Source organism: Bacillus sp. WC2503, from assembly GCF_052682895.1.
Genome location: NZ_JBQYMD010000001.1, coordinates 1,145,489 through 1,167,283, shown reverse-complemented (window position 1 = coordinate 1,167,283; position 21,795 = coordinate 1,145,489). Strand labels below are relative to the sequence as shown.

20 protein-coding genes are annotated in these 21,795 nt (G+C 34.2%); 4 read left to right on the top strand and 16 right to left on the bottom strand.

Annotated elements, in window-relative coordinates; all coding sequences use genetic code 11:
* Positions 1-2: 2 nt before the first annotated feature.
* A complete protein-coding gene (locus tag ACUN26_RS06145) occupies positions 3-293 on the top strand; it encodes a YesK family protein (RefSeq protein WP_000342830.1) in 291 nt (96 codons plus the stop codon).
* 37 nt (positions 294-330) lie between these two features.
* On the opposite strand, the gene ACUN26_RS06140 is transcribed toward ACUN26_RS06145, so the two are convergent.
* The 7 genes from ACUN26_RS06140 to ACUN26_RS06110 form a co-directional block, all read right to left on the bottom strand.
* On the bottom strand, positions 331-1,350 hold the full coding sequence (locus ACUN26_RS06140) for an AI-2E family transporter (RefSeq protein WP_001006567.1): 1,020 nt from the start codon (positions 1,348-1,350) through the stop codon (positions 331-333).
* Positions 1,351-1,538: 188 nt separating this feature from the next.
* Entirely contained in the window at positions 1,539-3,149 is a 1,611-nt protein-coding gene (locus tag ACUN26_RS06135) for an amidase family protein (RefSeq protein ID WP_000759437.1), read from the bottom strand.
* 111 nt (positions 3,150-3,260) lie between these two features.
* Positions 3,261-3,392, bottom strand: coding sequence for a hypothetical protein (locus ACUN26_RS06130; protein WP_000997344.1), 132 nt, complete (start codon positions 3,390-3,392; stop codon positions 3,261-3,263).
* A gap of 126 nt (positions 3,393-3,518) precedes the next feature.
* Positions 3,519-4,121, bottom strand: a complete 603-nt coding sequence (locus ACUN26_RS06125; RefSeq protein WP_001277038.1) for a nitroreductase family protein — start codon at positions 4,119-4,121, stop codon at positions 3,519-3,521.
* A 57-nt stretch (positions 4,122-4,178) separates the two neighbouring features.
* Complete coding sequence (locus tag ACUN26_RS06120) at positions 4,179-4,829, bottom strand: DsbA family oxidoreductase (protein ID WP_000216688.1); 651 nt, start codon at positions 4,827-4,829, stop codon at positions 4,179-4,181.
* A 72-nt stretch (positions 4,830-4,901) separates the two neighbouring features.
* Entirely contained in the window at positions 4,902-5,333 is a 432-nt protein-coding gene (locus ACUN26_RS06115) for an Rrf2 family transcriptional regulator (RefSeq protein ID WP_000704077.1), read from the bottom strand.
* Between the two features lie 120 nt (positions 5,334-5,453).
* Positions 5,454-6,323 (bottom strand): LysR family transcriptional regulator, encoded by an 870-nt coding sequence (locus ACUN26_RS06110; protein ID WP_000156755.1) that lies wholly within the window; start codon positions 6,321-6,323, stop codon positions 5,454-5,456.
* A 97-nt stretch (positions 6,324-6,420) separates the two neighbouring features.
* On the opposite strand from ACUN26_RS06110, the gene ACUN26_RS06105 reads away from it, so the two are divergent.
* Positions 6,421-7,326, top strand: a complete 906-nt coding sequence (locus ACUN26_RS06105; RefSeq protein WP_000192823.1) for a DMT family transporter — start codon at positions 6,421-6,423, stop codon at positions 7,324-7,326.
* 46 nt (positions 7,327-7,372) lie between these two features.
* Here the strand turns inward: ACUN26_RS06105 and ACUN26_RS06100 are convergent, their stop codons facing one another.
* The 5 genes from ACUN26_RS06100 to ACUN26_RS06080 form a co-directional block, all read right to left on the bottom strand.
* Positions 7,373-7,993 carry a YcnI family copper-binding membrane protein gene (locus ACUN26_RS06100; protein ID WP_000821385.1) on the bottom strand — a complete coding sequence of 207 codons (621 nt, stop codon included), beginning with the start codon at positions 7,991-7,993 and terminating at the stop codon, positions 7,373-7,375.
* Between the two features lie 34 nt (positions 7,994-8,027).
* Positions 8,028-9,677: a copper resistance CopC/CopD family protein gene (locus ACUN26_RS06095; protein ID WP_000114318.1), complete on the bottom strand. Its 1,650-nt coding sequence runs from the start codon at positions 9,675-9,677 to the stop codon at positions 8,028-8,030.
* Between the two features lie 399 nt (positions 9,678-10,076).
* Positions 10,077-10,496: a VOC family protein gene (locus ACUN26_RS06090; protein ID WP_000750859.1), complete on the bottom strand. Its 420-nt coding sequence runs from the start codon at positions 10,494-10,496 to the stop codon at positions 10,077-10,079.
* Between the two features lie 84 nt (positions 10,497-10,580).
* Positions 10,581-11,939: a branched-chain amino acid transport system II carrier protein gene (gene brnQ, locus ACUN26_RS06085; RefSeq protein ID WP_001284765.1), complete on the bottom strand. Its 1,359-nt coding sequence runs from the start codon at positions 11,937-11,939 to the stop codon at positions 10,581-10,583.
* Positions 11,940-12,177: 238 nt separating this feature from the next.
* Entirely contained in the window at positions 12,178-12,870 is a 693-nt protein-coding gene (locus tag ACUN26_RS06080; RefSeq protein WP_000522497.1) for an FMN-dependent NADH-azoreductase, read from the bottom strand.
* A gap of 282 nt (positions 12,871-13,152) precedes the next feature.
* Here ACUN26_RS06080 and ACUN26_RS06075 point away from each other — a divergent pair, with 282 nt between their 5' ends.
* A complete protein-coding gene (locus ACUN26_RS06075) occupies positions 13,153-14,118 on the top strand; it encodes an arsenic resistance protein (RefSeq protein WP_000103793.1) in 966 nt (321 codons plus the stop codon).
* A 128-nt stretch (positions 14,119-14,246) separates the two neighbouring features.
* On the opposite strand, the gene ACUN26_RS06070 is transcribed toward ACUN26_RS06075, so the two are convergent.
* Both ACUN26_RS06070 and ACUN26_RS06065 read right to left on the bottom strand, forming a co-directional pair.
* Complete coding sequence (locus ACUN26_RS06070) at positions 14,247-15,494, bottom strand: DUF4153 domain-containing protein (protein WP_001084258.1); 1,248 nt, start codon at positions 15,492-15,494, stop codon at positions 14,247-14,249.
* Positions 15,495-15,825: 331 nt separating this feature from the next.
* Complete coding sequence (locus tag ACUN26_RS06065; RefSeq protein ID WP_000347546.1) at positions 15,826-16,701, bottom strand: LysR family transcriptional regulator; 876 nt, start codon at positions 16,699-16,701, stop codon at positions 15,826-15,828.
* A gap of 138 nt (positions 16,702-16,839) precedes the next feature.
* Between ACUN26_RS06065 and ACUN26_RS06060 the strand changes: the two genes are divergently transcribed.
* A complete protein-coding gene (locus tag ACUN26_RS06060; protein ID WP_001017070.1) occupies positions 16,840-17,541 on the top strand; it encodes a YczE/YyaS/YitT family protein in 702 nt (233 codons plus the stop codon).
* Positions 17,542-17,965: 424 nt separating this feature from the next.
* Here ACUN26_RS06060 and topB read toward each other — a convergent pair whose 3' ends face one another.
* Both topB and ACUN26_RS06050 read right to left on the bottom strand, forming a co-directional pair.
* Positions 17,966-20,110: a DNA topoisomerase III gene (gene topB / locus ACUN26_RS06055; RefSeq protein ID WP_000766748.1), complete on the bottom strand. Its 2,145-nt coding sequence runs from the start codon at positions 20,108-20,110 to the stop codon at positions 17,966-17,968.
* Positions 20,111-20,638: 528 nt separating this feature from the next.
* Complete coding sequence (locus tag ACUN26_RS06050; protein ID WP_000600474.1) at positions 20,639-21,523, bottom strand: CPBP family intramembrane glutamic endopeptidase; 885 nt, start codon at positions 21,521-21,523, stop codon at positions 20,639-20,641.
* Between the last annotated feature and the right edge of the window lie 272 nt (positions 21,524-21,795).

The window sequence follows — 21,795 nt, the reverse complement described above, 5'->3', positions numbered from 1 at the left end:
TTATGGATGATTCTTGGACAATTGTCATCCTCTTACTAGCTGTAGCGTCATTAATACTTTTTCTCTTTTTAATCATCAGAACGCTATTTCCAACTAAAAAATATGATAAGAATCTCGGGTTGATCCTTATTATTTTAAGCTTATTAGCAATACCGATAAGTATGTTCCTTATAGGAGGATGGGCAGGTATGGGGATTGGCATAATCGCGGTCCTTATTTTTGCTGCTGTTATTATAGCTTTAATTGCAAATAAATTTATAAAACTACCTCCTCCAAAAAAAAATAAGAAATAACCGATGTTTTCAAAAAAGACAACATCGGTTATTTCTATCACTTATTGCTTTTAATCAATTTATCATTATTTACGTCAAGTACATCTAATAAAAAGATAAAGATCGGTATCCCGATAATAAGCCCCCATATTCCGAGGAAGTGCTCTGAAAAGATGAGAATCATAAATGTATAAAAGACAGGCAAATTCGTTTTTGCAGACATAAATTTTGGATTTAAAAAATAACTTTCAAGAGCGTGAATCACTGTAATGAACACTAGTATGTACAAAACGTACATAACCCCACCTACGTTATAGGCAATGATACAAAGTGGAAACAGTGAAATGATTACGCCGGCAACAGGAATCAACCCTAATAAGAAAATCATAACAGCTAATACGAGAAGCTGTGGAAATCCTAAAACGATTAATGCAATGACAGTCAGGATACAATTTACAACTGCAATTAAAAATTGTGCTTCAATTACTTTACCGAACGACCTTGCAAACCTTTCACCAAAATATGCAATCTCCTCATAAAAAATCTTTAGTTTACTCTCTTTAAACTTAGAAGTAAATGTAATAATACGCTCTTTTTCTAATAAGAAAAATAAGCTTAATATTAGAGACAATAATATTTGTAAACTCACCTTTCCTATATTCGCTATCGATTGATAGATGACATCTACACCTTGTTCTATATATTTTGATACTTCCATTCCATTAATTGTCGAAAGTGCATATTTAATGATCTCATTATCCGGTGGATTTTGAAAAAACAGTTTAAATTGATAAATCAATTGTGAAATTTGTATCGTTAGCACAGGCAAATATTTATACAATGTCGTGCCGATAAAGGAAACTAATATTATATACAAACATGCGATAACAATTTTTCGATTCACTTTCAATTTCTTTGAAATAAAACGTTGAAACCGATCCATTAAAAATGTCAGTATAAACGTAATTAATATTAAATTGATCATACTTTTTAATCCGTATAATACAAACGCTAATATTATTAAAACGATAAACCGTTGAAACCCTCTACTTCGAAAAAAATTTTTCACTTCATTCATTAAGATTTAACCTCCCCCTTCTATGGATGTAAATTTGATATATTACAAAACGAACGTATTCATTGTAATACTATTACATTTTATGAACTTCTATAGACAATCTTTCTTACTAATTTGGAAGAATCCTTTTTTTCTTTTTTAATGTCTGATTTTTTATCTAATCCTTTCCTAAAAACTATTTTTAAATTCTATATTTTAGGAGAACGTCTATTTTTAGACTGTTGTTCATACGCATATCCAATATTGAAAAGTTCTTTTTCACCAAACTGCCTCCCGACAAATACAACACCTACTGGCTCTCCATTTTTATCATAGCCTGCTGGTACCGCTAATTCAGGATAACCAGCTACAGCTGATAAAAGAACTTCATCGTTATTAATCATGACTAAAGCGTCCAATCCTTTTTCTACTAAATATCTATCTAGCTCTTTCCTTGCATTTTCTTGACTCGTTTGAACTACTTTTTCAAATTCATCTTTCGTTATAGCAGATTTTTCAGAGCCCTCAATTAATGTTTGTCCATATTTCATTCTTCTTTTACTATCTTTTTTATTAAACGCTATAATCTCTTCTAACGATTTTACAGGCACATTTTTTTGCTTCGAAAGATAGTCGTTAACATTATGTTTGAACTCATATTCTAATGTTTGCAGATTATCTACACCCTCGCTACTTAACTGAATATCATCAGTCAATATCGCACCGGCATCTTGAATGTCTTTTCTAATCTTTTCTGCTACTGCTTTTCTATTTTCATCTTGTTGATCTACAGAAAAAAGAATCCCTATCTTTTTTCCTTTTAATCCATCTATTGATAAATCATTCGTATAATCTATTCTATCTCTATCTTTCATTTTTTCTGTCATAGCATCTTTTTCATCATAACCTACCATTGTATTAAATAACGTTGCCGCGTCTTTTACCGTTCTTGCCATTGGCCCTGCAGTATCAAGTGCTTCAGCTAATGGGATAATGCCAGCTCTGCTAACCATACCTAACGATGGACGTAACCCAACTACAGATTGCTGCGTCGCTGGTGCGACAATAGATCCCGTCGTTTCTGTCCCAATTGCAAGCGGTGCAAAATCTGCCGCAACCACTGTAGCAGACCCCGAACTGGATCCTGATGTATCAAATGTAATTGGACCGTACGGATTTAAATTTTGCCCTTTCTTCCCGCTATATCCACTTGGCATTGTAAAAGATAAATAATTCGCCCATTCAGACATATTTGCTTTACCTAAAACAAATGCCCCCTCTTCTTTCAACTTCTTCACAATCGTGGCATCTTCATCTGCAACCCAATCTTTTAATACAAAAGTGCCTGCGCTTGTTGGCATCACTTTTGCAGTTTGTACATTATCTTTTACGATGACAGGAATGCCGTATAAGTTCGATTTTTTATTTAACGACCTCTCTTTATCTAACTTTCGTGCTTGCTCTATTGCATTTGGATTAATCTCTGTAACAGCATTTAATGATATTCCATTTTGGTCATGTTCTTGTATTCTAAAGAGATAAATACTCGTTAATTCTTCATATGATAATTTTCCATCATCGACCATATTTTGAAGTTCATCCACAGTTGCATTTACAACTGCTTTTTCTTTTATCTTTACATTATCTATGTTGATCCCTTTAAGCTGGTTATGTATCGGCTTTAACACTCTGTCTTTATCATATACAATACGCTCTGGTTCCTTTGGAAAATAATTTTTATACACGTAATATCCACCGGCACATACCAATAGGACAATACCTCCGGCGATAGACAACGTTATCTTTACCCACTTTTTCATGTTGCTTCCTCCACTCTTACAGTTGCTCAGTTATATAAAAAAGAGAGTTACCTTTTACTTAACTCTCTCCAATCAAAATGTTAAATGAAAAAATGAATGATTTCAATCTAATCACTTCTTTTTTTGCATTTGCTTCGCTAACATTTCTTTCACTTGATTATACGTTAATCCTGAATTTTTATTTAAACGTTTTACTTCCTCGACATCAGTACCTACCACTGTATATTTTTTCTCGTCATTCATTTTCCTACTTCCTTTCTCACCTGACTATTTGTTATATTCCTTCCCTAAATGCTTATAAATTAACACTAATACAAAAAAGGAAGCTGTTTCTAAGCACAGCTTCCTTATCGTTACATATTGTATTTCTTAATAAAATTTCACTACATCTTCAGTAGGTAAGAATGTTCTTTCTGCTGGCTGTTCATTTGGTTCACCAAATGGCATTTGACCTACTAAGCTCCACTCTGCTGGAATGTTCCAAGTTTCTTTTACATCAGCATCTACGATTGGGTTGTAATGTTGCAGCGATGCGCCAATTCCTTCAGCAGATAATAGCATCCACACAGTATGTTGTAACATTGCATTACCTTGATGAGACCAGAATGGGAATTGATCTTTATATAACGGTGCATTTTCTTGCATTTTTTCTACAGTTGCTTGGTCTTCAAAGAATAAAACTGTACCTACACCTGTATGGAAACCTTTTAGTCTTTCTACAGTCGCTTCAAAGTTTTCTGCTGGTACGCGTGATCTAAGCGTTTCTTTTACGATATCCCAAAACTTTTCATGCTCTCCATCCATTAATACAACCATACGGCTACTTTGCATATTAAAAGATGTTGGTGCGTGTAAAGCTGTTTTTAACACTTCTTCAATTCTTTCTTTCGTAATCGCATCGTTTTTTGTTACTTTACGAATTGAACGACGGTTCACGATTGCTTCTTTTAAATTTGTTGTAGTTGCTGACATTTTAATTCCTCCAAATATTTGTTTTATTATTTATTTTGTTATTTCATAACAATCGAATTAGCAATATCCATCGGTATTACATTGCACACCTTCAAATGAATTTGTTTTATCCTTTTCAATTTCTTTATCAATGACCCTTTCTAGTGTTTCTTTACTAGCAAGCCCTTGAATGACTTCATCTCCAATCATGACAGTTGGAACAGCCATAATATTCGCTTCATCATATGCGTGCTGAATTGCTTCTTGATGCTTTTCTTTATATTTACGAGTTACTAAAGCATCTTTAAATTCCGCCTCAGGAAGTCCTACTTCTACCGCTAATTTTGTTAACACATCAATATCTTCAATGTTTTGCTCTTCTTGGAAAAATGCTGTGAATACGCGGTGATGATACTCATTACCTAGTCCACGTTCTTTCGCAAATTGACATCCTTCGAAAGCTAAATGCGTATATGGATGTGGGGAAACACGTGGCAAACGCATATCAATTCCTAACTTCTTCGCTGTCGGAAGAATGAAAGCATCCCATGAACCTAATTTTTCTGGCTCATTCCATGGGTCTATTTTTGAATATGGACTTGGACGTAATTCAAATGGCATCCATTCAATCTCTACATCTTTCTCTTTCACTACCTCATCTAATGGACCTTTTGCTAAAAAACAAAACGGACATATAAAGTCTGAGTATACTTTCATTTTTACAGTCATAATTTTTACACCTTACCTTTATAGTTGTAATCAATATAGTTACATCGATAATAAAAAAATATAGATAATATTTTAAGCATTCATTTTCTCTTGTAAAGATTCAAACAACTGCTCCATCGAAATATTTTTCAAAACTTCTTCCATCGCGGATTGTGCTTGAATTAATATAACTTCTAACACCACTTGAATATTCGCTCCAATTGGACAATCTGGATTTGGTTGCTCGTGAATATGAAATAGCTTGTCTTCTTCGACTACGTTCACTGCATGATACACATCTAACAATGTGATTTCATGTAAATCCTTTAATAATCCCGCACCACCTGGCCCGCGATTTACGTAAACAAATCCAGCTTGTTTCAAGTACGACATAATTTTACGGATTACTACCGGATTTGTATTTACACTTTCAGCCATATAGTCTGAAGTACAAAGTGAAGATGGATTGTTTTTCAAAATAGATAAAATATGAACAGCTATAGAAAAGCGGCTACTAATTTTCATCGTCATCACCACCTCGATGTAATCATTATAGTTACAACTAAAAAATAAGTCAATCCTTTTCACAGATTTTTTATAAGTAAATTAAAAAGTGTCCCATTATGATATATGAGACACCTCTTTTTATTCTGCAAATAGCGCTTGAAATTCTTCAATAAATAGCTGCACAGCGATTGAAGAATCCTTTAATGAAGGAGCAGCTAAAGCAATTTCTCTCCATACTTGTGGTTCCAATTCTCTCGTTTGCACATTTTTGGGTAAATTCGTTAAAGATAATTCAGCCAATATTGCAATGCCTAATCCTTCTTGAATCATATTTAAAGCTGTAGTAACTGTCGAAATTACATACTCAGCCCGAAGTGGTACGTTTGCTTGTTTAAACATATCAATAATGGGTGGTTCGTATCCACCCTTACATAATATGATCGGTTCATTCTCTAAATCACTAATTGTAATAGCGTCCTTCTTACAGAGAGGATGATCCTCTCTTAAGATAACAACCATTTTCCCCTTCGCTAATGGAACAATCTCCATATCTTTATTAGGCAAAATAACAATTCCTATATCAATAACCCTCGATACTAACCAATCTTCAACTTCTTTAATCGTTCCTTCACAAAGAACGACTTCTAAGTTCGGATACTTCTCCTTAAAAAGGTTTATCATTTTGGGTAAGAAATGTGCAGAAGCGCTCGGAAAACTCCCAATTCGAATCGTCCCAACTTCGTGTCCTTTCTCCATCGCAACTTCTTGCTCAATTTTCTCAATTCCATTCAATATTTCTCTAATATGAACAAGAATTCTCTCTCCTACGTCAGTAACAATTAAACCTTCTCTCTTATCACGTATAAGAATCGTAATATCTAATTCTGACTCAATACTTGAAATGGCATGACTGACAGCAGGCTGTGTCATATTAAGTGCTTTTGCTGCTTTCGTAAAACTACCTAATTCAACCGTTTTAATCAAAACTTGTAGTTGTGTAATGGTCATAACTAATCACTTATACCCCTTATAAAAAAGATTCATTTTATTTATCACAGTCGATATCATATCATAGTGAAATGAAATACAACAAGGAGGTCTTACCGTGACACAGCTTTCTCGAACAAAAACGGCCATAATCCTTACTTTTCTCGTTATTATGTGGGGAATTAATTGGCCTTTATCTAAATTTGCCTTGCATTATACACCACCTGTTTTATTTGCAGGCGTTAGAACCTTAATTGGGGGATTCATTTTACTTATTTTCGCATTACCGAAATACAAAGAGCTACATTTAAAAGAAACTTGGCATTTATACGTTATTTCTTCTGTACTTAACATCATTATCTTTTACGGACTACAAACTGTCGGTCTTCAATACATGCCCGCTGGATTATTTTCCGCAATTGTATTTCTACAGCCTGTTTTACTCGGCATTTTCTCGTGGATATGGCTTGAAGAATCAATGTATGGCTTAAAAATTTTCGGTTTAATTCTAGGATTTATTGGCGTGGGGGTTATTAGCTCTAGTAGCTTAACCGGCCATATTTCTATCATTGGAATCCTTCTCGCATTAGGTTGTGCGATTGGATGGGCACTGGGTACAGTATTTATTAAAAAAACCGGGCACCGCGTTAATGCTATTTGGATGGTAACACTTCAGCTTATTATTGGAGGTGTTTGCTTAGTTGGATTTGGATCAGAGTTTGAAAGCTGGTCTAGTATCGCTTGGAGTATGCCATTTGTTAGTGTGCTACTCTTTATTTCGTTCTTTGTTATTGCAATGGGATGGCTCGCTTACTTCACACTTGTTGGAGCTGGTGAAGCAAGTAAAGTTGGAGCTTACACGTTCCTTATCCCTCTTATCGCTATTATTGTAAGTTCAATTTTCTTACATGAGGCCATTACAATGAGCTTGTTTATCGGTCTATTATTTATTGTCGTGAGTATTTGCTTTGTAAATATAAAGCCGAAAACACTTGCTGTAGGGCAACAAGTTGAAGTGAAATAAATAAACGTGAAAAAGAGCCTACTATTTGTAGGCTCTTTTTTATACCTTACTTTTTACGACGTACTACAAAAACAAACGTACTTACCGAAGATACAATCGCTAAAACTGATAACACAATTGCTATTGTTTGCATATTACTTGTACTTTCATTCTTTCCCACACTAGATACTTCCCCATGTTCCCCAGTTAAGGACTTACCTTTTGCAATTGTAGTAACTGAATGCGGTTTTTCAGCTTTCTCATCGCCTGTCCATTCAACAATTTCTCCGTCTTTATATTGTTGATATGCATCCCAAGCTATCTTTTGTTCTTTATCTGGGTTTTTAGCAACGAAAGTAAATCGTTGGAACTGACCAGATAAAATCCCTTCTCCTGTTGCTTCCCATACTACAGTTTTAACTTTTCCAGCTGCATCTTTTTGCTCTTCCACTTTCCATCCTGACACTGGTTCATACTGTTGAAACTCGACGCCGGACGGTATTTTCAATGTAACTTTTGTCGTTGCTACATTCTTTTCAACTGGTACTTTTATCGTGTAAGTCTCCCAAGAGTTAACATCCGAAGTTGCTGGCTTCACAGTGACGTGCGCACTTACAGGTAACGAAAAAATTCCCATTGCAATTATTGTTGCGATCATTGTTGTTCCTAATTTTTTTATACGTTTCATTTTCTATTAGCTCCTTTTTATCTATACCTTCTCTTTATCTGCCGCCTACAATAAATTTATAATCCGTATCAAAGCTATCAAGAGATTTTGTTAATCCGTGAACTTGTATATTCCAGTTGCCTGTCATGTTAATATACATACCTTCCGCTTCATATTCTCCCGGTGAAATTGCTGAAACTTTAAATGACCCTTTGCCCATATTCATATCTAACGATTGAGTCGTCAATACAATTTGTTCCATATTAGTAACAGGCTGTCCATTTTCATCCTTCAAAGTAATATGAAATGTATTCTGTCCTACCTTATTGGGGCTTACATGTAAAGTAAGTTCATATCCATTATCTAATTGTTTACTCTCTGTAAAAGGTCCAGTAGGAGGCATCGGCGGTGTTTGTACGTTTGTCATAAAAGCTACGATTATGAAAACGATAATTCCAATGATCAACTCTACTTTCAGCGTAGCGCCTAATCCTTGTCGGGCTCGCATTTTCCCTTTCACATAATGAATAATTCCCAATATCCCCATGAAAACGAATAAAAGTATCTTTGCTAATAATGCTAATCCATACTTCGTATCAAATAGGGAATGAATCGTGGGAATAAAAAATGTACTGTTAAAAAGACCCGTTAATACAATGACTATGACAGCACCTGTTGCCCATGGTGAAAAACGCTTAATTGCATCCCAATACTTCGTCCACTTGTCATCCTCTTTACGTAAAAGAAGAATAATCGATGATAGACCGCCAACCCATAACGAAGCTGCGAATAAATGTAGAAAGTCCATAACGACAGCAATGTCTTTAAACTTCAAACCAAATGCGTGACTATTAAAGGCTTTCATAACGAGTAACCCAATAAAAAGTAATATTGGAATGCTCCATACTTTAAACGATGAAAGTTTCTCACGCTTCAACGCAAAATAAGTAACAATGATAAGCACACTAATAAGAGCCATTTGAGTGATCCATACATAACCAAAAACAGATAGTTGCAATGTTTCTTTTAATAATAGTGGATCAAATGCTTCTAACCACGAAACATCAGCATTTATTTTCGCTTGCAATGGTAGATTGCATAGTAAGCTAATGAATATACCTATTAATGATATCCATATTATTCTCTTACTCCTTGAGTGAACTTCTATTGCATCCCCTTTATATATAATAAGATTAAAGAATAGAACTCCTAAAAATAGTGAGAAACTTGTATATAGAACCCCGCGTTCCATAATCATATCGATTTGCGGGACATACCCCATCTCTTCTACTTGTACATCATCTGCTCCCGCTTCGGCTAACCCAATCTGGAACGGAATAACTCCTTGAATTGGATGTCCATCAGCTGAAATAGCTTTCCATTGAATAGAATAGAGACCGTCTTTAAGATTCTCTTTTACCCCTGCCTCTAATAGTTTTTTGTTTCTTTTATCAATATGAGCATCCTTTAAATCTACTCTTTTACCTGAGGTATCTCTTACAAACAATGTATTAAAATGTGAAACTTGTATATCCTCATCAAATTCGATTTTCACGACAGTTGGTGCTTTCTTCAACGTTTCATTTTCAACAGGATTTGATTTCACAACATATGCATGAGCAGACGCGCTTTTTGGTATCAATATAATAAGCACACATGCTATTACTAGCCATGCCCCTAACCTTCTCATTACTTTCACACTCATTTCACTTCTTTCTTCTTCATCGCTACACTTTCATTACTTTATACTTCCTAGTTTGATTTTCTGACGAAATATTAACCTGATTAAGTATAAATTTCCATGCTATATAATACTTACTTTCTCCCCGCTTTTAAACTACCAATATAATAGTAACTACCCTAATTAAAACAACTTATATTTTTAAAGTAGATTGTAATTATATCATAAAATATATTTATGTAAGTTCCTTAAGAAGAAAAGTTCTCGTGAATCATTTGTGAAGAAAATGTGAAATACATAAAGTGAAACTTTAATTAGCCCTCACTAATAGAGCTTTTACGGGCAGTAAGACTCCTACAAATAGCGAGATAAATTAAAAGGTGTTACGTAATAACGTAACACCTTTTAAAAAATATCCTTCTTCTATTTCTCTTCCGGATAATCACAATACTCAATAATCGTTCCTTCTGTATCCGCTGGGTTCAGGTAAATTAATCGTCTACCATGTTTATTCATTCGAAGTGTATGCTCTAATGTTCGAATACCTTGTTCTTTTAATTCTTCTAAAGCCACATCTAAATCATCGACACGATACGCAACGTGGTGAACACCTTTCCCTTTTTGTTTTATAAAGCGTGCTATTGGCGACGTCGTATTATTCGTCGGTGCAAGTAGTTCAATTCTATCTCCATCCACTTCTATAATAGCAACTTCACTTTCCACACCTGGTGCTTCACTTACGTAACGATCTATTAATTTCCCTGATAGAACCTGTTCATAAAAACGTATCGTACTATCTATATCACGAACTGCGATTCCGATATGATCAATTGTTTTTTTCATTTTATTTCCCCTACTACTTTATTTTTTACTCCTTATTAATAGTAACAAAAAAAGTTATAGAAACAAGTTCTATAACTTTTTCAATTAACTTATTTTCTTGTCCGCTCTAGTTGCAGGTTGAACTTGTTTTTTCACTTTTAAAACGCTAATGCCATATCCGATAAATCCACCGATAATCGCTGGGAAGATCCAGCCTAATCCTACTTCCTGCATCGGAAGGAATTTAGTGAACACTTGGCTTACTACTTCAATGTTAACTCCAGCTGCACTTAATCCATCGAATAAGCTGATGATAAATGTTATGATTAAACTCACTTGATAAACTTCAGCTCTTCCTTTAAATAGTGAATGGAAGAATGTTAAGAAAATCAATACAATTGCTAGTGGATAAATTGCTGTTAATACTGGAACAGAAACTGCGATTAATTGTGTTAATCCTACGTTTGCAACAATTGCACTAAATACACATAGCGTAATTGCAATTGCTTTGTAAGGAACATTTGGGAATAACTTATGGAAGAATGAAGAACATGCTGATACAAGTCCCACACTAGTTGTTAAACAAGCTACTGTAATCATTAATCCTAATAATACTCCGCCATATGATCCGAAATAGTAGTTAGAAACTTTCGCTAATACTTCTCCGCCGTTCTCTAAATGTCCAAGCTTTGCAACACTTGAAGCACCCATATAAGAAAGTGCTGTATAAATAATTGCTAAAATAGATGCTGCAATGATTGTCGCTTTTGCACAAACGACCATAATCTGTGTTTTCGTTTTCGCACCTTTTTCTTTAATTGCATTAATGATGATGATTCCGAATACGAATGATGCAAGCGTGTCCATTGTTAAGTATCCTTCTTGGAATCCTTTAAAGAATGCATGTGATGTATACCCTTCCACTGGTGCTTGCATATCTCCAATTGGATGAATAAAAGCAACGATTACTAAAATACCGATGAATGTCAATTTAATTGGCGTTAATATTTTTCCAACAATATCGACAATTTTCGCAGGATTTAGCGAAAAAAAACAAGTGATGCTAAAGAATATAATTGTGAAAAGAATTAAAGGTGTAGAACCTAATCCTTCTGGCATAAAAGGCTTAAGACCAATTTCATAAGAAACATTACCCGTTCTTGGTATTGCAAATAACGGACCGATCGCTAAGTATAAAACTGTTGTAAACACAATCCCGAATACTGGGTGAGCACGACTTGCTAATGACTGTAAATCATCTTTACCCGAAAAACCAAATGCTAGTACACCTAGTAATGGTAATCCAACACCTGTTACTAAAAATCCAGCGTTAGCAATCCATACATTCTCTCCTGCCGATTGACCTAGCATAGCTGGGAAAATTAAATTTCCGGCTCCAAAAAATAGTGCAAATAACATTAATCCAATAACTACTATGAACGAAAACGGTACTTTATTCGCCATAATATAACCCCCATTCAAATTTCCTTATCTCATTTTCCAATTTTAACTAATTGAATTTTCTGAATATTTAATTTAAGTATCAACTATTCTTGAACTCATTATAATTCGCTATATAATATTTTGCAATACTATTTTCAAACTTTTCTTTTATTTTATGAATATACATTTTTTAACATAGAATATAGACTAAAAAACCAACATGGTCATCCATGTTGGTTTTTCCATTTACTATCAGTAATTAAAATTTCGCAGCTACTTTTTTAACGTTTTCTATACCTTCTTCAACAATTTGTTGTGAGCGATCTGGATATTGATTGTGTCCTTCAATTACCACTGTTTCTGGATTTGTAATTCCCCAGAATCCAAGTACAGTTGTTACATAATTAACCGCCATTTCCATAGGAGCCATTTGCTCTGAAGAATAATCTGAACCACGAGCACCTAGTACAACTACTTTCTTATCACCAGCTAAACCTTCCGGACCATTTGCTGTATATTTAAACGTTTTTCCAGCTTGAGAAAGGTATGAAATATATGTGATTAATGGTGCGGGTACTGTGAAGTTCCATAATGGGAACGCAAATACAACTTTATCAGCTTCTAAAAACTGATTTAAATATTGATCTACTGTTGCTACAGCCTTCTCTTCTTCAGCTGTTAACTCCATTCCTTGACTACGTTTATATCCACCTGAAATTGCGATATTTCCGTAATAAGGAAGATCTAATGCAAATAAATCTAACTCTGTAATTTCTGTATTTGGGTTCGCTTCTTTATAAGTACTTACAAATGTTTCATACATTTTTGAACTAATTGCTTGCTCCGCTGGACGATCGTTCGCTTTTACAAATAATACTTTTGACATTGTTTTATTCTCCTCTACTTTCGTAATTTCTTCTTTTTTACCAAATAATGAGCTAAATAGTCCCATTTTCTTCACCTAATCTTTCTTTTCATATTCATTATTCATCATCATAAAAATTCTTATTCTAAGAAAAAGTTCCAATAGAGACCTTCATTTCAGGAATCTATAACTTTTTGTTATTTAATTACCTTATGTAAGTGATTGTAATATAGTCACTTACTTTAGTCAAGTAACTTTTAATAAAAAATAAAGTCTCGAATTGAAAATAATAATAAAACACCAAATACTACTTTATTACTTGTATAATTAACTTAGAGAGGGAAATTCATATTTAGAAAGGATTTATTCATGAGCACTATAGAAAAGATTCAAACTTTTATTATTCTATTTGCTGTTACATGCGGCATTGTACTCGGACAATTTAATATCATACATATGTATTCAGACAAATTTATTGTCCCCTTCTTATTTTTCATGTTATATGGATTATTCCTCAGCATCCCATTGAAAGAGATTAAAAACGGATTTCGCAATTTAAAATTTGCAGGAACAAGCCTTACCATTAATTTTTTATGGACGCCTTTCCTCGCTTGGGGATTAGGTGCATTATTTCTTTCAGATCACCCAGCACTTTGGGTTGGGTTTATAATGTTAATGGTTACTCCATGTACAGATTGGTACTTAATATTTACTGAAATAGCGAAAGGAAACGTAGCGCTTTCCACAGCGATTTTGCCTGTAAACTTAATTTTACAAGTATTATTGCTACCTGTTTATTTATTTTTATTTGCCGGTGTAATGAAGACTGTAGCGGTTTCTATTCTAATAGAAAGTATCGTAATCGTTATCGTCTTACCATTTTTACTTGCACATGCTACAAAATTCATTATGAATAAAATGAAAAACGCTGAAACACTCGAGAATAAAATCATTCCGTTTTTCAGCTCTGCTCAAATTGTATTTTTAAGTTTAGCAATTGTAGCGATGTTTGCATCACAAGGTAAATATTTACTCCAAAATATGAATGTTGTTTTATTATTACTCATTCCTGTTCTATTGTTCTTCATCATTAATTTTTTACTAGGACAATTTATCGGGCGCATCCTGCATTTATCTTATAAAGATACAGTAAGTTTAAGCTTAACAACATTAGCAAGAAACTCGCCTGTTGCGCTCGCTATTGCTGTGACTGCTTTTCCAGACGAGCCTCTTATCGCACTTGCACTCGTTATTGGACCGTTAATTGAGTTACCAGTACTTGCTTGTGTTTCACAAGTGTTGTTACTTATTAAGAAAAAACGGCAATACGCATAATAAAAAGCGTCCCACTTTGGGACGCTTTTTATTGTCGAGAAATTATATAAATGCAAAATTGAATTATCGGCTCTAAAAATTTTATACGTTATAGAAGATTGACTTTTCGTTACATTAACAGATCCTTTTTAATTAAAAAGGATAGGAAAAGTAAATATAACAAACGCTGCCCAAAGTCCGTAGATTGGCAAATACTTCGTAACGGCATCTTGGATAGGTAAAGGTCCGGATTTATTTTGTAGAAAACGCATATAAGAAAGCATAATCCAAATTAGATTTGCCCAAATCAGTATGTTGACTCCTAAAACAGCAAGTCTATTAGGCGTAATACCATAGGAAGAAAGTCTGAACACGATAGCTGACAAAGCCACACTGTCAATAATAAGTGCAAGAACAATTAAGACAAAATTTATATAATCTGAAATGTTCTTTTTCTCATCTGAGTCGCTCTCAACAATGGAAAATATAGTAACAGCCAATACAACAAGAAGTATTCCATTGAAGACCATCAAGAAATTGCGGTCCAAAAATGGATTTTTCCCAACCCATATAACCGTTATAAGATAGATCAACAAGGTGATCAGGACAAGCGGACTAAAGATTTTAGCTATATAGGGGGTAATATTTTTAGCAAACTTAAGATTCATTGATACTAAGTATGCAGCCACAATAGCGAGAGCGGCAGCACCAAATAAAACAACATTACTAAAATAGAACTCTCCTATATCCAAGTCAACAAAACTAAATAACCGCATGGTGAATACTGCTAGTATCATTCCGCTAACTGCCATGCTGGCATAAAGAATACAATATTCCAAATTAAATTTAATATAAGCTAACCTTGTACTGCCTTTTGAATATTCATTTCCTGTAAACGCAAGCCCTACCAATACCCATAAGAATATAGGAAGGTGTAAATAAGCAAGGATAATACTGTCTTTATCATTTAATGGCAGCATATTAAGATAAAGTCCAGAAATTAGGAACAACGCTGCAAGAGAATAAATAATACTTTTTTTCGGAGTATTATTGTAGACAAAATAGGCAGCAATAAAAGGGATTATACCAAAAGCCAGATTAATTGGAGCAATTGCTTCCTGTTCGACAAAGTGGAAAATGATTCTGGTGCTTAATCCGGCTAGAATTGCTAACATGCCCATGAATAAGAAACCCTTTTGAATCAAGGAGGACTTTCTTGTATTTCCCTTCTCCTTGAAATGTAATCTTTCATACCAAATACCCAAAACCTGAGAATCCGGATTTTGTTCCCATGCTTGTGAGAATGACTTTTTAAAAGCTTTCGGGTCTTTTCTATACATTCTCTCCAACTCATGAGGGTTATCCATATTTTCAATAATCAAATTGTGACTGTTCATATTTTTACCTCCTCTAAAAAAACAACGTTGTTACCTTTTCGATAAAAAGCAACTCGATTTTTTATTCTGATTTTGATTTTAATATAAATTTTATCGTTTTACAATAAAATTTTATTATTTTAGATAATATTTTTGTTGTATATTTTATTCCAAGCAAAAACAAAAAGCATTCCTCATTCAAAGAAATGCTCTATAACTTTTTATAGACATCGGTGTAAGCTACAGTCAGTTTTGAAACTTCCTCAAGTAAAGAACTTTTTATCCCGGCTCAATTTTTCGTAAGATGTCTTTATTACTTGATTGAAGGCTATTTTTGCTTTGTTCATATCTCCTAATCAACCATTTCCCAAAATTGAGATGCTACTTTGGAAATTCTTTGGTCTTTTAATTTTACTATTACAGGTTCTATATGAAAATCAAATTGTTTCAATTCAAAAAGCGTTGTATGTTCTAAAAATGATGATGTGTAATCCATTCTTGGAATAACGGATAATCCTAGTCCTCTACTAACAAGTGCTACAACCATCCGTATATCTTTACACTCGATAATGATATTTGGCTTGACCTGATGTTCATCAAACACCTTGAAAAGGTCTTCATTGAAAGAGAGCCCTTCCATTGCTCCTAGCATAATGAATGGGAACCTGGCAATCTGTTCAATCGTCACATGCTGTGATGAAAACGATGTTGCCCAACTTGATGGAATAATCACAGCGGTTGGTTGTTTTTTTAATATTTTCATCTCATATTGTTCACTATTGCCCAATCGTAAAAGTAAGGCAACATCAATTTCTCTTTGTTCTAGTTTTTTTAATAATTCTTCTGAATTTCCAGTTACTATTTTTATTTTGACATTAGGGTATTGTGTTCTAAACATACTAACATAGTCAATGAGCATATTCGAACATGTAGACGATACACCGATACTTACTGTTCCGCCTATACCTTGTTCAATTTCTTGAATTTGCTGCTTTACATCTTGAATTTGCATTAACATTTTATTGGCATATTGGTATAGTATTTCACCTGTTGCTGTAAGCTCCCATTTTTGACGATATCGATGAATTAAAGTTGTGCCAAGATCAGTTTCAAGCTTTTTTAATAATTGGCTAAGCGGGGGCTGCGCGATATGGAGCACTTCTGCTGCTTTAGAAATGCTTCCTTGTTTCACAATTTCTTTAAAGTAATATAATTGCCTGAAATCCATTGTATCTCTCCGTCATATGTTTTTTGATATGATTAGTTTATCATATATATTTTTTTCATATGTCGAATTTGGCGTTATATTTAATTCTATAGCTATAGTCTTTATATTGATAATATTAACTAGAAAGTGAGAGATACTATGAATCATTGGAACAGAACCTTGAAGCGCATCTTCTTATACGTGCTCGGGTTATTTTTTATGTCGATTGGCATTAGCATGTCGATTCAAGCAGGATTTGGTGTATCGCCTGTGTCATCATTAGCATATGCAAGTACGCTAACGATTGGTTTATCGATTGGTGTGACAATGGCGCTTGCAAATGTTTTATACATTATCATTCAAGTGATATTAAGTAAACGAATGGAGTTAAATGAATTTGTGAGTCAATTCATTATTTCGTTTTTATTTGGTTTTTTCATGGATGCAACGCTCTTCCTTGTCCAACTTTTCCCTGCACCTGAAACTCTCCTTGCTCGAAGTATATATTTGATTGTTAGTTTATTTGTTATAGCAGTCGGTTTAATGGGCTATACAACAGCGAAACTGCCATTAATGCCGTATGATGCATTAACTTATGCAATTAGTGAAAAATTTAATTTAAAATTCGGTAAAGCAAAAATTTTGAGCGATTTAATAAACATTTGTGTAGCTGGTGCACTTTGTATAATTTTCATTCAATCATTAGGCTCAATAGGAATTGGCACACTAATTGCCGCCTATTTTATCGGCAAAATTTTAGGGTGGATGATACCGTATTATCAACCACCTCTCCAACAATGGGTATTTAAAACAGAAAAGGCTGCCCAAGGAATCATAATAAAGTACAGGAAAAATAGATGAATCAAATTCCTCAGCCGAAATCAAATAATGAATTTTGCACCTTATCAAGTGCCAGTCCACATTAGGAATGGCACTTCTTTATTACTCCCTTTTCTTTGACCTTCTATCACTTTGGTTAAATGATAAAACAAACATTATATTAAAACTAACCTGCCGTTTAGTTAAAGAAAGATCTTTAAACTTTTTTATATTTTAAAAGACTTTATTGTAAATTAAATAACTTTATTGCTACTTAACGCTATTTCATACCATCTTTTCAAACAATTATTTCAAATAAATTTTAGTGCTAGTATACAAAACCCTGTAAATATAAAATAAAAAAGCATGACATAAAATTGTCATGCTTTTTCTTTTCTATCTATATTTCCAAATCGAATACAGAACATTTTACTCGGGAAAGAGCTTTGTCACTTGTTGAAACTACTTAATTCTCAAACACAAAATTAATCTTATTATCTTTCCACTCTAACTTCGCATCAAACGTTTTCTCGCCCTTTTTAAAGCCTTTAATTAAATCGGTCTTCTCACCTTTTAAGAGCTTTGTCATATTCTTTTGCGAAATTGTTTTACTTAATATTTTCTTCGAGATGGTAAAGTCACATTGTGTTGTATTGTAATTGGAACAACCGTAAAACGTAGATTTATCAATTACATCACCATCGCATTTTTTACAACTTCCAACCTTTTTACCTGTCGTAAATTTTGATCCTTTTCGCTCAATCGATTCAACATGTAATCCAGTGAAATCCCATTTCTCCGACATTTCTACCGCATCTTCAATAATTTTAGCTGATAGCTTTTTCGTTTGTTCCATAAATGTAGCTGGTGAAGCGGTACCTTCTCCGATCTCTGCAAGACGTTGTTCCCATTTTGCAGTCATTTCCGGTGAAGCTAGTATTTTGTCGCCGATTGCTGTAATTAATACTTTTCCCTTATCAGTCGCATACACTTGGTTTTTCTGCACATCTATATATTTACGGTCTTTCAGCATCGTAATGATGCCGGCACGAGTCGCTTCCGTACCTAAACCTTCTGTTTTCTTTAATACTTTCTCCAGCTCTTCATTCTCTAAATACTTACCTGCCGTTTTCATTAACGTAATAAGTTGTCCTTCTGTATAACGCTTCGGTGGCTGTGTTTTTCCTTCTTTCACTTTCACCTTTACAACTTTTCCTTGGTCACCTTCAGCTACAATTGGAAGAATCGTTTCGTCATCTTTATCGTCTTGGAAAATAACTTTACGCCAACCTTCTTGTATTTGCTGTTTTCCTTTCGAAATGAACGCAGCACGTTCGTCTACAAGAGTTGTAATTGTTGTGTAGTCAAAGATTGCTACTTCATAATGCGCCGCAATAAGTCGTCTTACGATCATATCGTAAATTTTCTTTTCATCGCCTGATAATTTGCTTGGATTGGTAACTTGTTCTGTCGGTATAATTGCGTAGTGATCTGTAACTTTCTTTTCATTCACATAACGCTTATTGTTCATAATCGATTCAACCGGAGCCGGTAATAAACCTTTATATTCATCAAACTGACTTAATTTCTGTAAAATATCAGGGAACGTCGCTGCTTCTCCTTGTGTAACATAGTTAGAATCCGAACGTGGATAAGAAACTATCCCTTTTTGATATAGTGCTTGCGTTATATCAAGCGTCTTTTTCGGCGAAAATTTAAAAGCTTTATTTGCTGTCGCTTGCAGTGCTGATAAATTAAATAAAAGCGGCGGCTGAAACTCTTTACGCTCCGTTTTCATTTCTTTCACTTCTGCCGGTTTCCCTTGACAAAAAGCCGCAATTTTATTCGCCATATCAGGGTCTTTTAAGCGGGATTCATTATCCTTCTCCCATTTCCCATCATATTTCTTCCCTTCAATATTAAAGGTTGCGAACACTTCCCAAAACGGCTCTGACTTAAAGTCTTCAATTTCTTTCTCACGCTTTACGATTAATGCGAGTGTCGGTGTTTGTACACGTCCGGCGGAAAACACATCATTCATTCCCTTTTTCTTTAGCAAAATGCTAAAAACACGCGATGCATTCATACCAACAACCCAGTCGGCGCAAGATCTTGTATATGCTTCGTAATACGTATTAATCGTATCTGCTTCATCTAGTAAATTTTTAAATCCTTGATAAATGGCTTGCTTCGTTAAAGATGAAATCCAAAGACGTTTCATCGGCTTTTGCACGTTACAAAGATTAATAATGTTTCGTACAATTAATTCCCCTTCGCGCCCAGCATCGCCTGCGTGAATAATTTCTGTTACCCCCGGATTATGTAACAGCTGTTTCACTACATTAAATTGCTTATATTTTGACTTTGTTACTTCAAATTGAAAACGTTCTGGAATCATCGGTAACGTATTAAGTGACCATTTTTTCCACTCCGCATGATAATGTTCTGGATTACATAACTGCGTCAAATGACCAATTGCCCATGTACAGTACGCTCCATTTGGAAATAACTCATTTGCTTCTACTTCTAAATATCCATCTTTTCGGCGATATTTAAACTGTGAAACAAGAGCCAAACCTTGATCTGGTTTCTCGGCAATAATTAATTTCATTGTATAACTCCCTATCTGTATTCCAGTGTTACTTTCATTGTATATATGTTTAGAAGCGATGATAAAACAACAATCTTATTTATCATTCGCGGGTCGCTCCCAAAAATGGGATAACTATAATATTATACGCTTTTTCTTTATTGCTTCACAATAGGGAGAGTTGCATTATCCAAGTATCCTCTCTTAATTCGTCTTTCGTAACATGGTAATTGGTATTTCTAGATTTCATGATTTTATAAATAATTCTAAATCTATTCACATCTAAATTAGCTACTACATTTCAAAAGATGAGATATCTTCTCTTTTCTATATGTCCTTGAAGTAAAAAAATGTGATTTGATATTACGATTAGTTCTCATATAAGAATCCGTCTCGCTCCAAACATAATTATGTTTGGAGCGAGACGGATTCATTTACTCAAGATTTTAAAATATGGGTTGAGGACTCTCCTAATCTATCCCATGCTGTGAATGCTCAATTAAAAGTAACAAAATTACATTTTTTAAATATCATACTTTTATTTCAAAGTTATACATGTTTAGTAAACCTTATGATCCGATACACAATTATTGCAGTAATCGAAATAATAAGAGCGGTTATCAAGCCAGATTCTCCAATCCAAATCTCTAATTGATATCCTGTAGTTGCACGTGCAAAAGGCCCTTGAATAATAGCATTCCAAGTGGTGTGGATGATAACCGACGGCCAAACACTACCTGTGATAAGTCGTAAATAAGCTGTAATATAACTGAATGGTACAATACAAAAATAGATGCCAAGTACAGAGTGAAAGACAGATGTTCCCTCTACATATAGACCAACAATAACAATTGGGACATGCCATGTTGCCCATATTAATCCACCAATAAGGATTGGATGTGAAAATTCCGCATCGACTAGCCTTGTGAGCATATAACCCCGCCAACCCATCTCTTCTCCCATAACTGGGATTAAGTTAAGCAAGCTTCCTAAAATTCCGCTCAATACTACTATAAAAATGAAACGTAATGGTATCGGTAGATACTGAAGTCCAAGTATATTGTAGATAGGTTCTAGCATACCACCTTGTGGGAGCTGAAACCTCGCAAATCCGCTAAACCAGGCAATCGAATATGTAATTCCACATATTATCATAGGTATTATCAGGGCCAAAGCAATCCCCTTCCATATCTTTAAGTTATCTAGACTAAAAGATACATCTTTAAAGCCTTCTCGCAGTATGATACGAGTTAGAATAGAAGAAATTGCAGGAGTAAACATATATACCACAATTAGCGGCATGCTTTTCGTAATCATTATTACTACATTTAAAAGAATAGAAATAATGAACAAAATACTTAAAAACAGTTGAAGTCCTTTTTTAGCACGTTGGACTTTATCCATATTGTGGAATGATTTTGCATGTAATATCATTGTAATCCGTCCTTCCCCTTTTATTAATTTGTTTATCTAATCAACTTCCTGTCATTTCGAGAAATACAACACAGAATGAAGATGTTTTTTCATATTGATTAATCAATCCCCCCCTCTTAAATTCATAATCTAGCCTTACTTACGATTCAATCATGTAATTATTCTTCATAAGTTGTCATAACCGATAGTACGAAACTGTAATGTTTAACCTATGACCTGTGTCAAATAATCTTGTGACAATATGTAACTAGAAAATATGATATGGAATAAAT

Bases quoted from the DNA above. Each gene is read 5' to 3' on its own strand.
- ACUN26_RS06145 (WP_000342830.1), top strand. From the start codon at position 3: ATGGATGATTCTTGGACAATTGTCATCCTCTTACTAGCTGTAGCGTCA.
- ACUN26_RS06140 (WP_001006567.1), bottom strand. From the start codon at position 1,350: ATGAATGAAGTGAAAAATTTTTTTCGAAGTAGAGGGTTTCAACGGTTT.
- ACUN26_RS06135 (WP_000759437.1), bottom strand. From the start codon at position 3,149: ATGAAAAAGTGGGTAAAGATAACGTTGTCTATCGCCGGAGGTATTGTC.
- ACUN26_RS06130 (WP_000997344.1), bottom strand. From the start codon at position 3,392: ATGAATGACGAGAAAAAATATACAGTGGTAGGTACTGATGTCGAGGAA.
- ACUN26_RS06125 (WP_001277038.1), bottom strand. From the start codon at position 4,121: ATGTCAGCAACTACAACAAATTTAAAAGAAGCAATCGTGAACCGTCGT.
- ACUN26_RS06120 (WP_000216688.1), bottom strand. From the start codon at position 4,829: ATGACTGTAAAAATGAAAGTATACTCAGACTTTATATGTCCGTTTTGT.
- ACUN26_RS06115 (WP_000704077.1), bottom strand. From the start codon at position 5,333: ATGAAAATTAGTAGCCGCTTTTCTATAGCTGTTCATATTTTATCTATT.
- ACUN26_RS06110 (WP_000156755.1), bottom strand. From the start codon at position 6,323: ATGACCATTACACAACTACAAGTTTTGATTAAAACGGTTGAATTAGGT.
- ACUN26_RS06100 (WP_000821385.1), bottom strand. From the start codon at position 7,993: ATGAAACGTATAAAAAAATTAGGAACAACAATGATCGCAACAATAATT.
- ACUN26_RS06095 (WP_000114318.1), bottom strand. From the start codon at position 9,677: ATGAGTGTGAAAGTAATGAGAAGGTTAGGGGCATGGCTAGTAATAGCA.
- ACUN26_RS06090 (WP_000750859.1), bottom strand. From the start codon at position 10,496: ATGAAAAAAACAATTGATCATATCGGAATCGCAGTTCGTGATATAGAT.
- brnQ (WP_001284765.1), bottom strand. From the start codon at position 11,939: ATGGCGAATAAAGTACCGTTTTCGTTCATAGTAGTTATTGGATTAATG.
- ACUN26_RS06080 (WP_000522497.1), bottom strand. From the start codon at position 12,870: ATGGGACTATTTAGCTCATTATTTGGTAAAAAAGAAGAAATTACGAAA.
- ACUN26_RS06075 (WP_000103793.1), top strand. From the start codon at position 13,153: ATGAGCACTATAGAAAAGATTCAAACTTTTATTATTCTATTTGCTGTT.
- ACUN26_RS06070 (WP_001084258.1), bottom strand. From the start codon at position 15,494: ATGAACAGTCACAATTTGATTATTGAAAATATGGATAACCCTCATGAG.
- ACUN26_RS06065 (WP_000347546.1), bottom strand. From the start codon at position 16,701: ATGGATTTCAGGCAATTATATTACTTTAAAGAAATTGTGAAACAAGGA.
- ACUN26_RS06060 (WP_001017070.1), top strand. From the start codon at position 16,840: ATGAATCATTGGAACAGAACCTTGAAGCGCATCTTCTTATACGTGCTC.
- topB (WP_000766748.1), bottom strand. From the start codon at position 20,110: ATGAAATTAATTATTGCCGAGAAACCAGATCAAGGTTTGGCTCTTGTT.
- ACUN26_RS06050 (WP_000600474.1), bottom strand. From the start codon at position 21,523: ATGATATTACATGCAAAATCATTCCACAATATGGATAAAGTCCAACGT.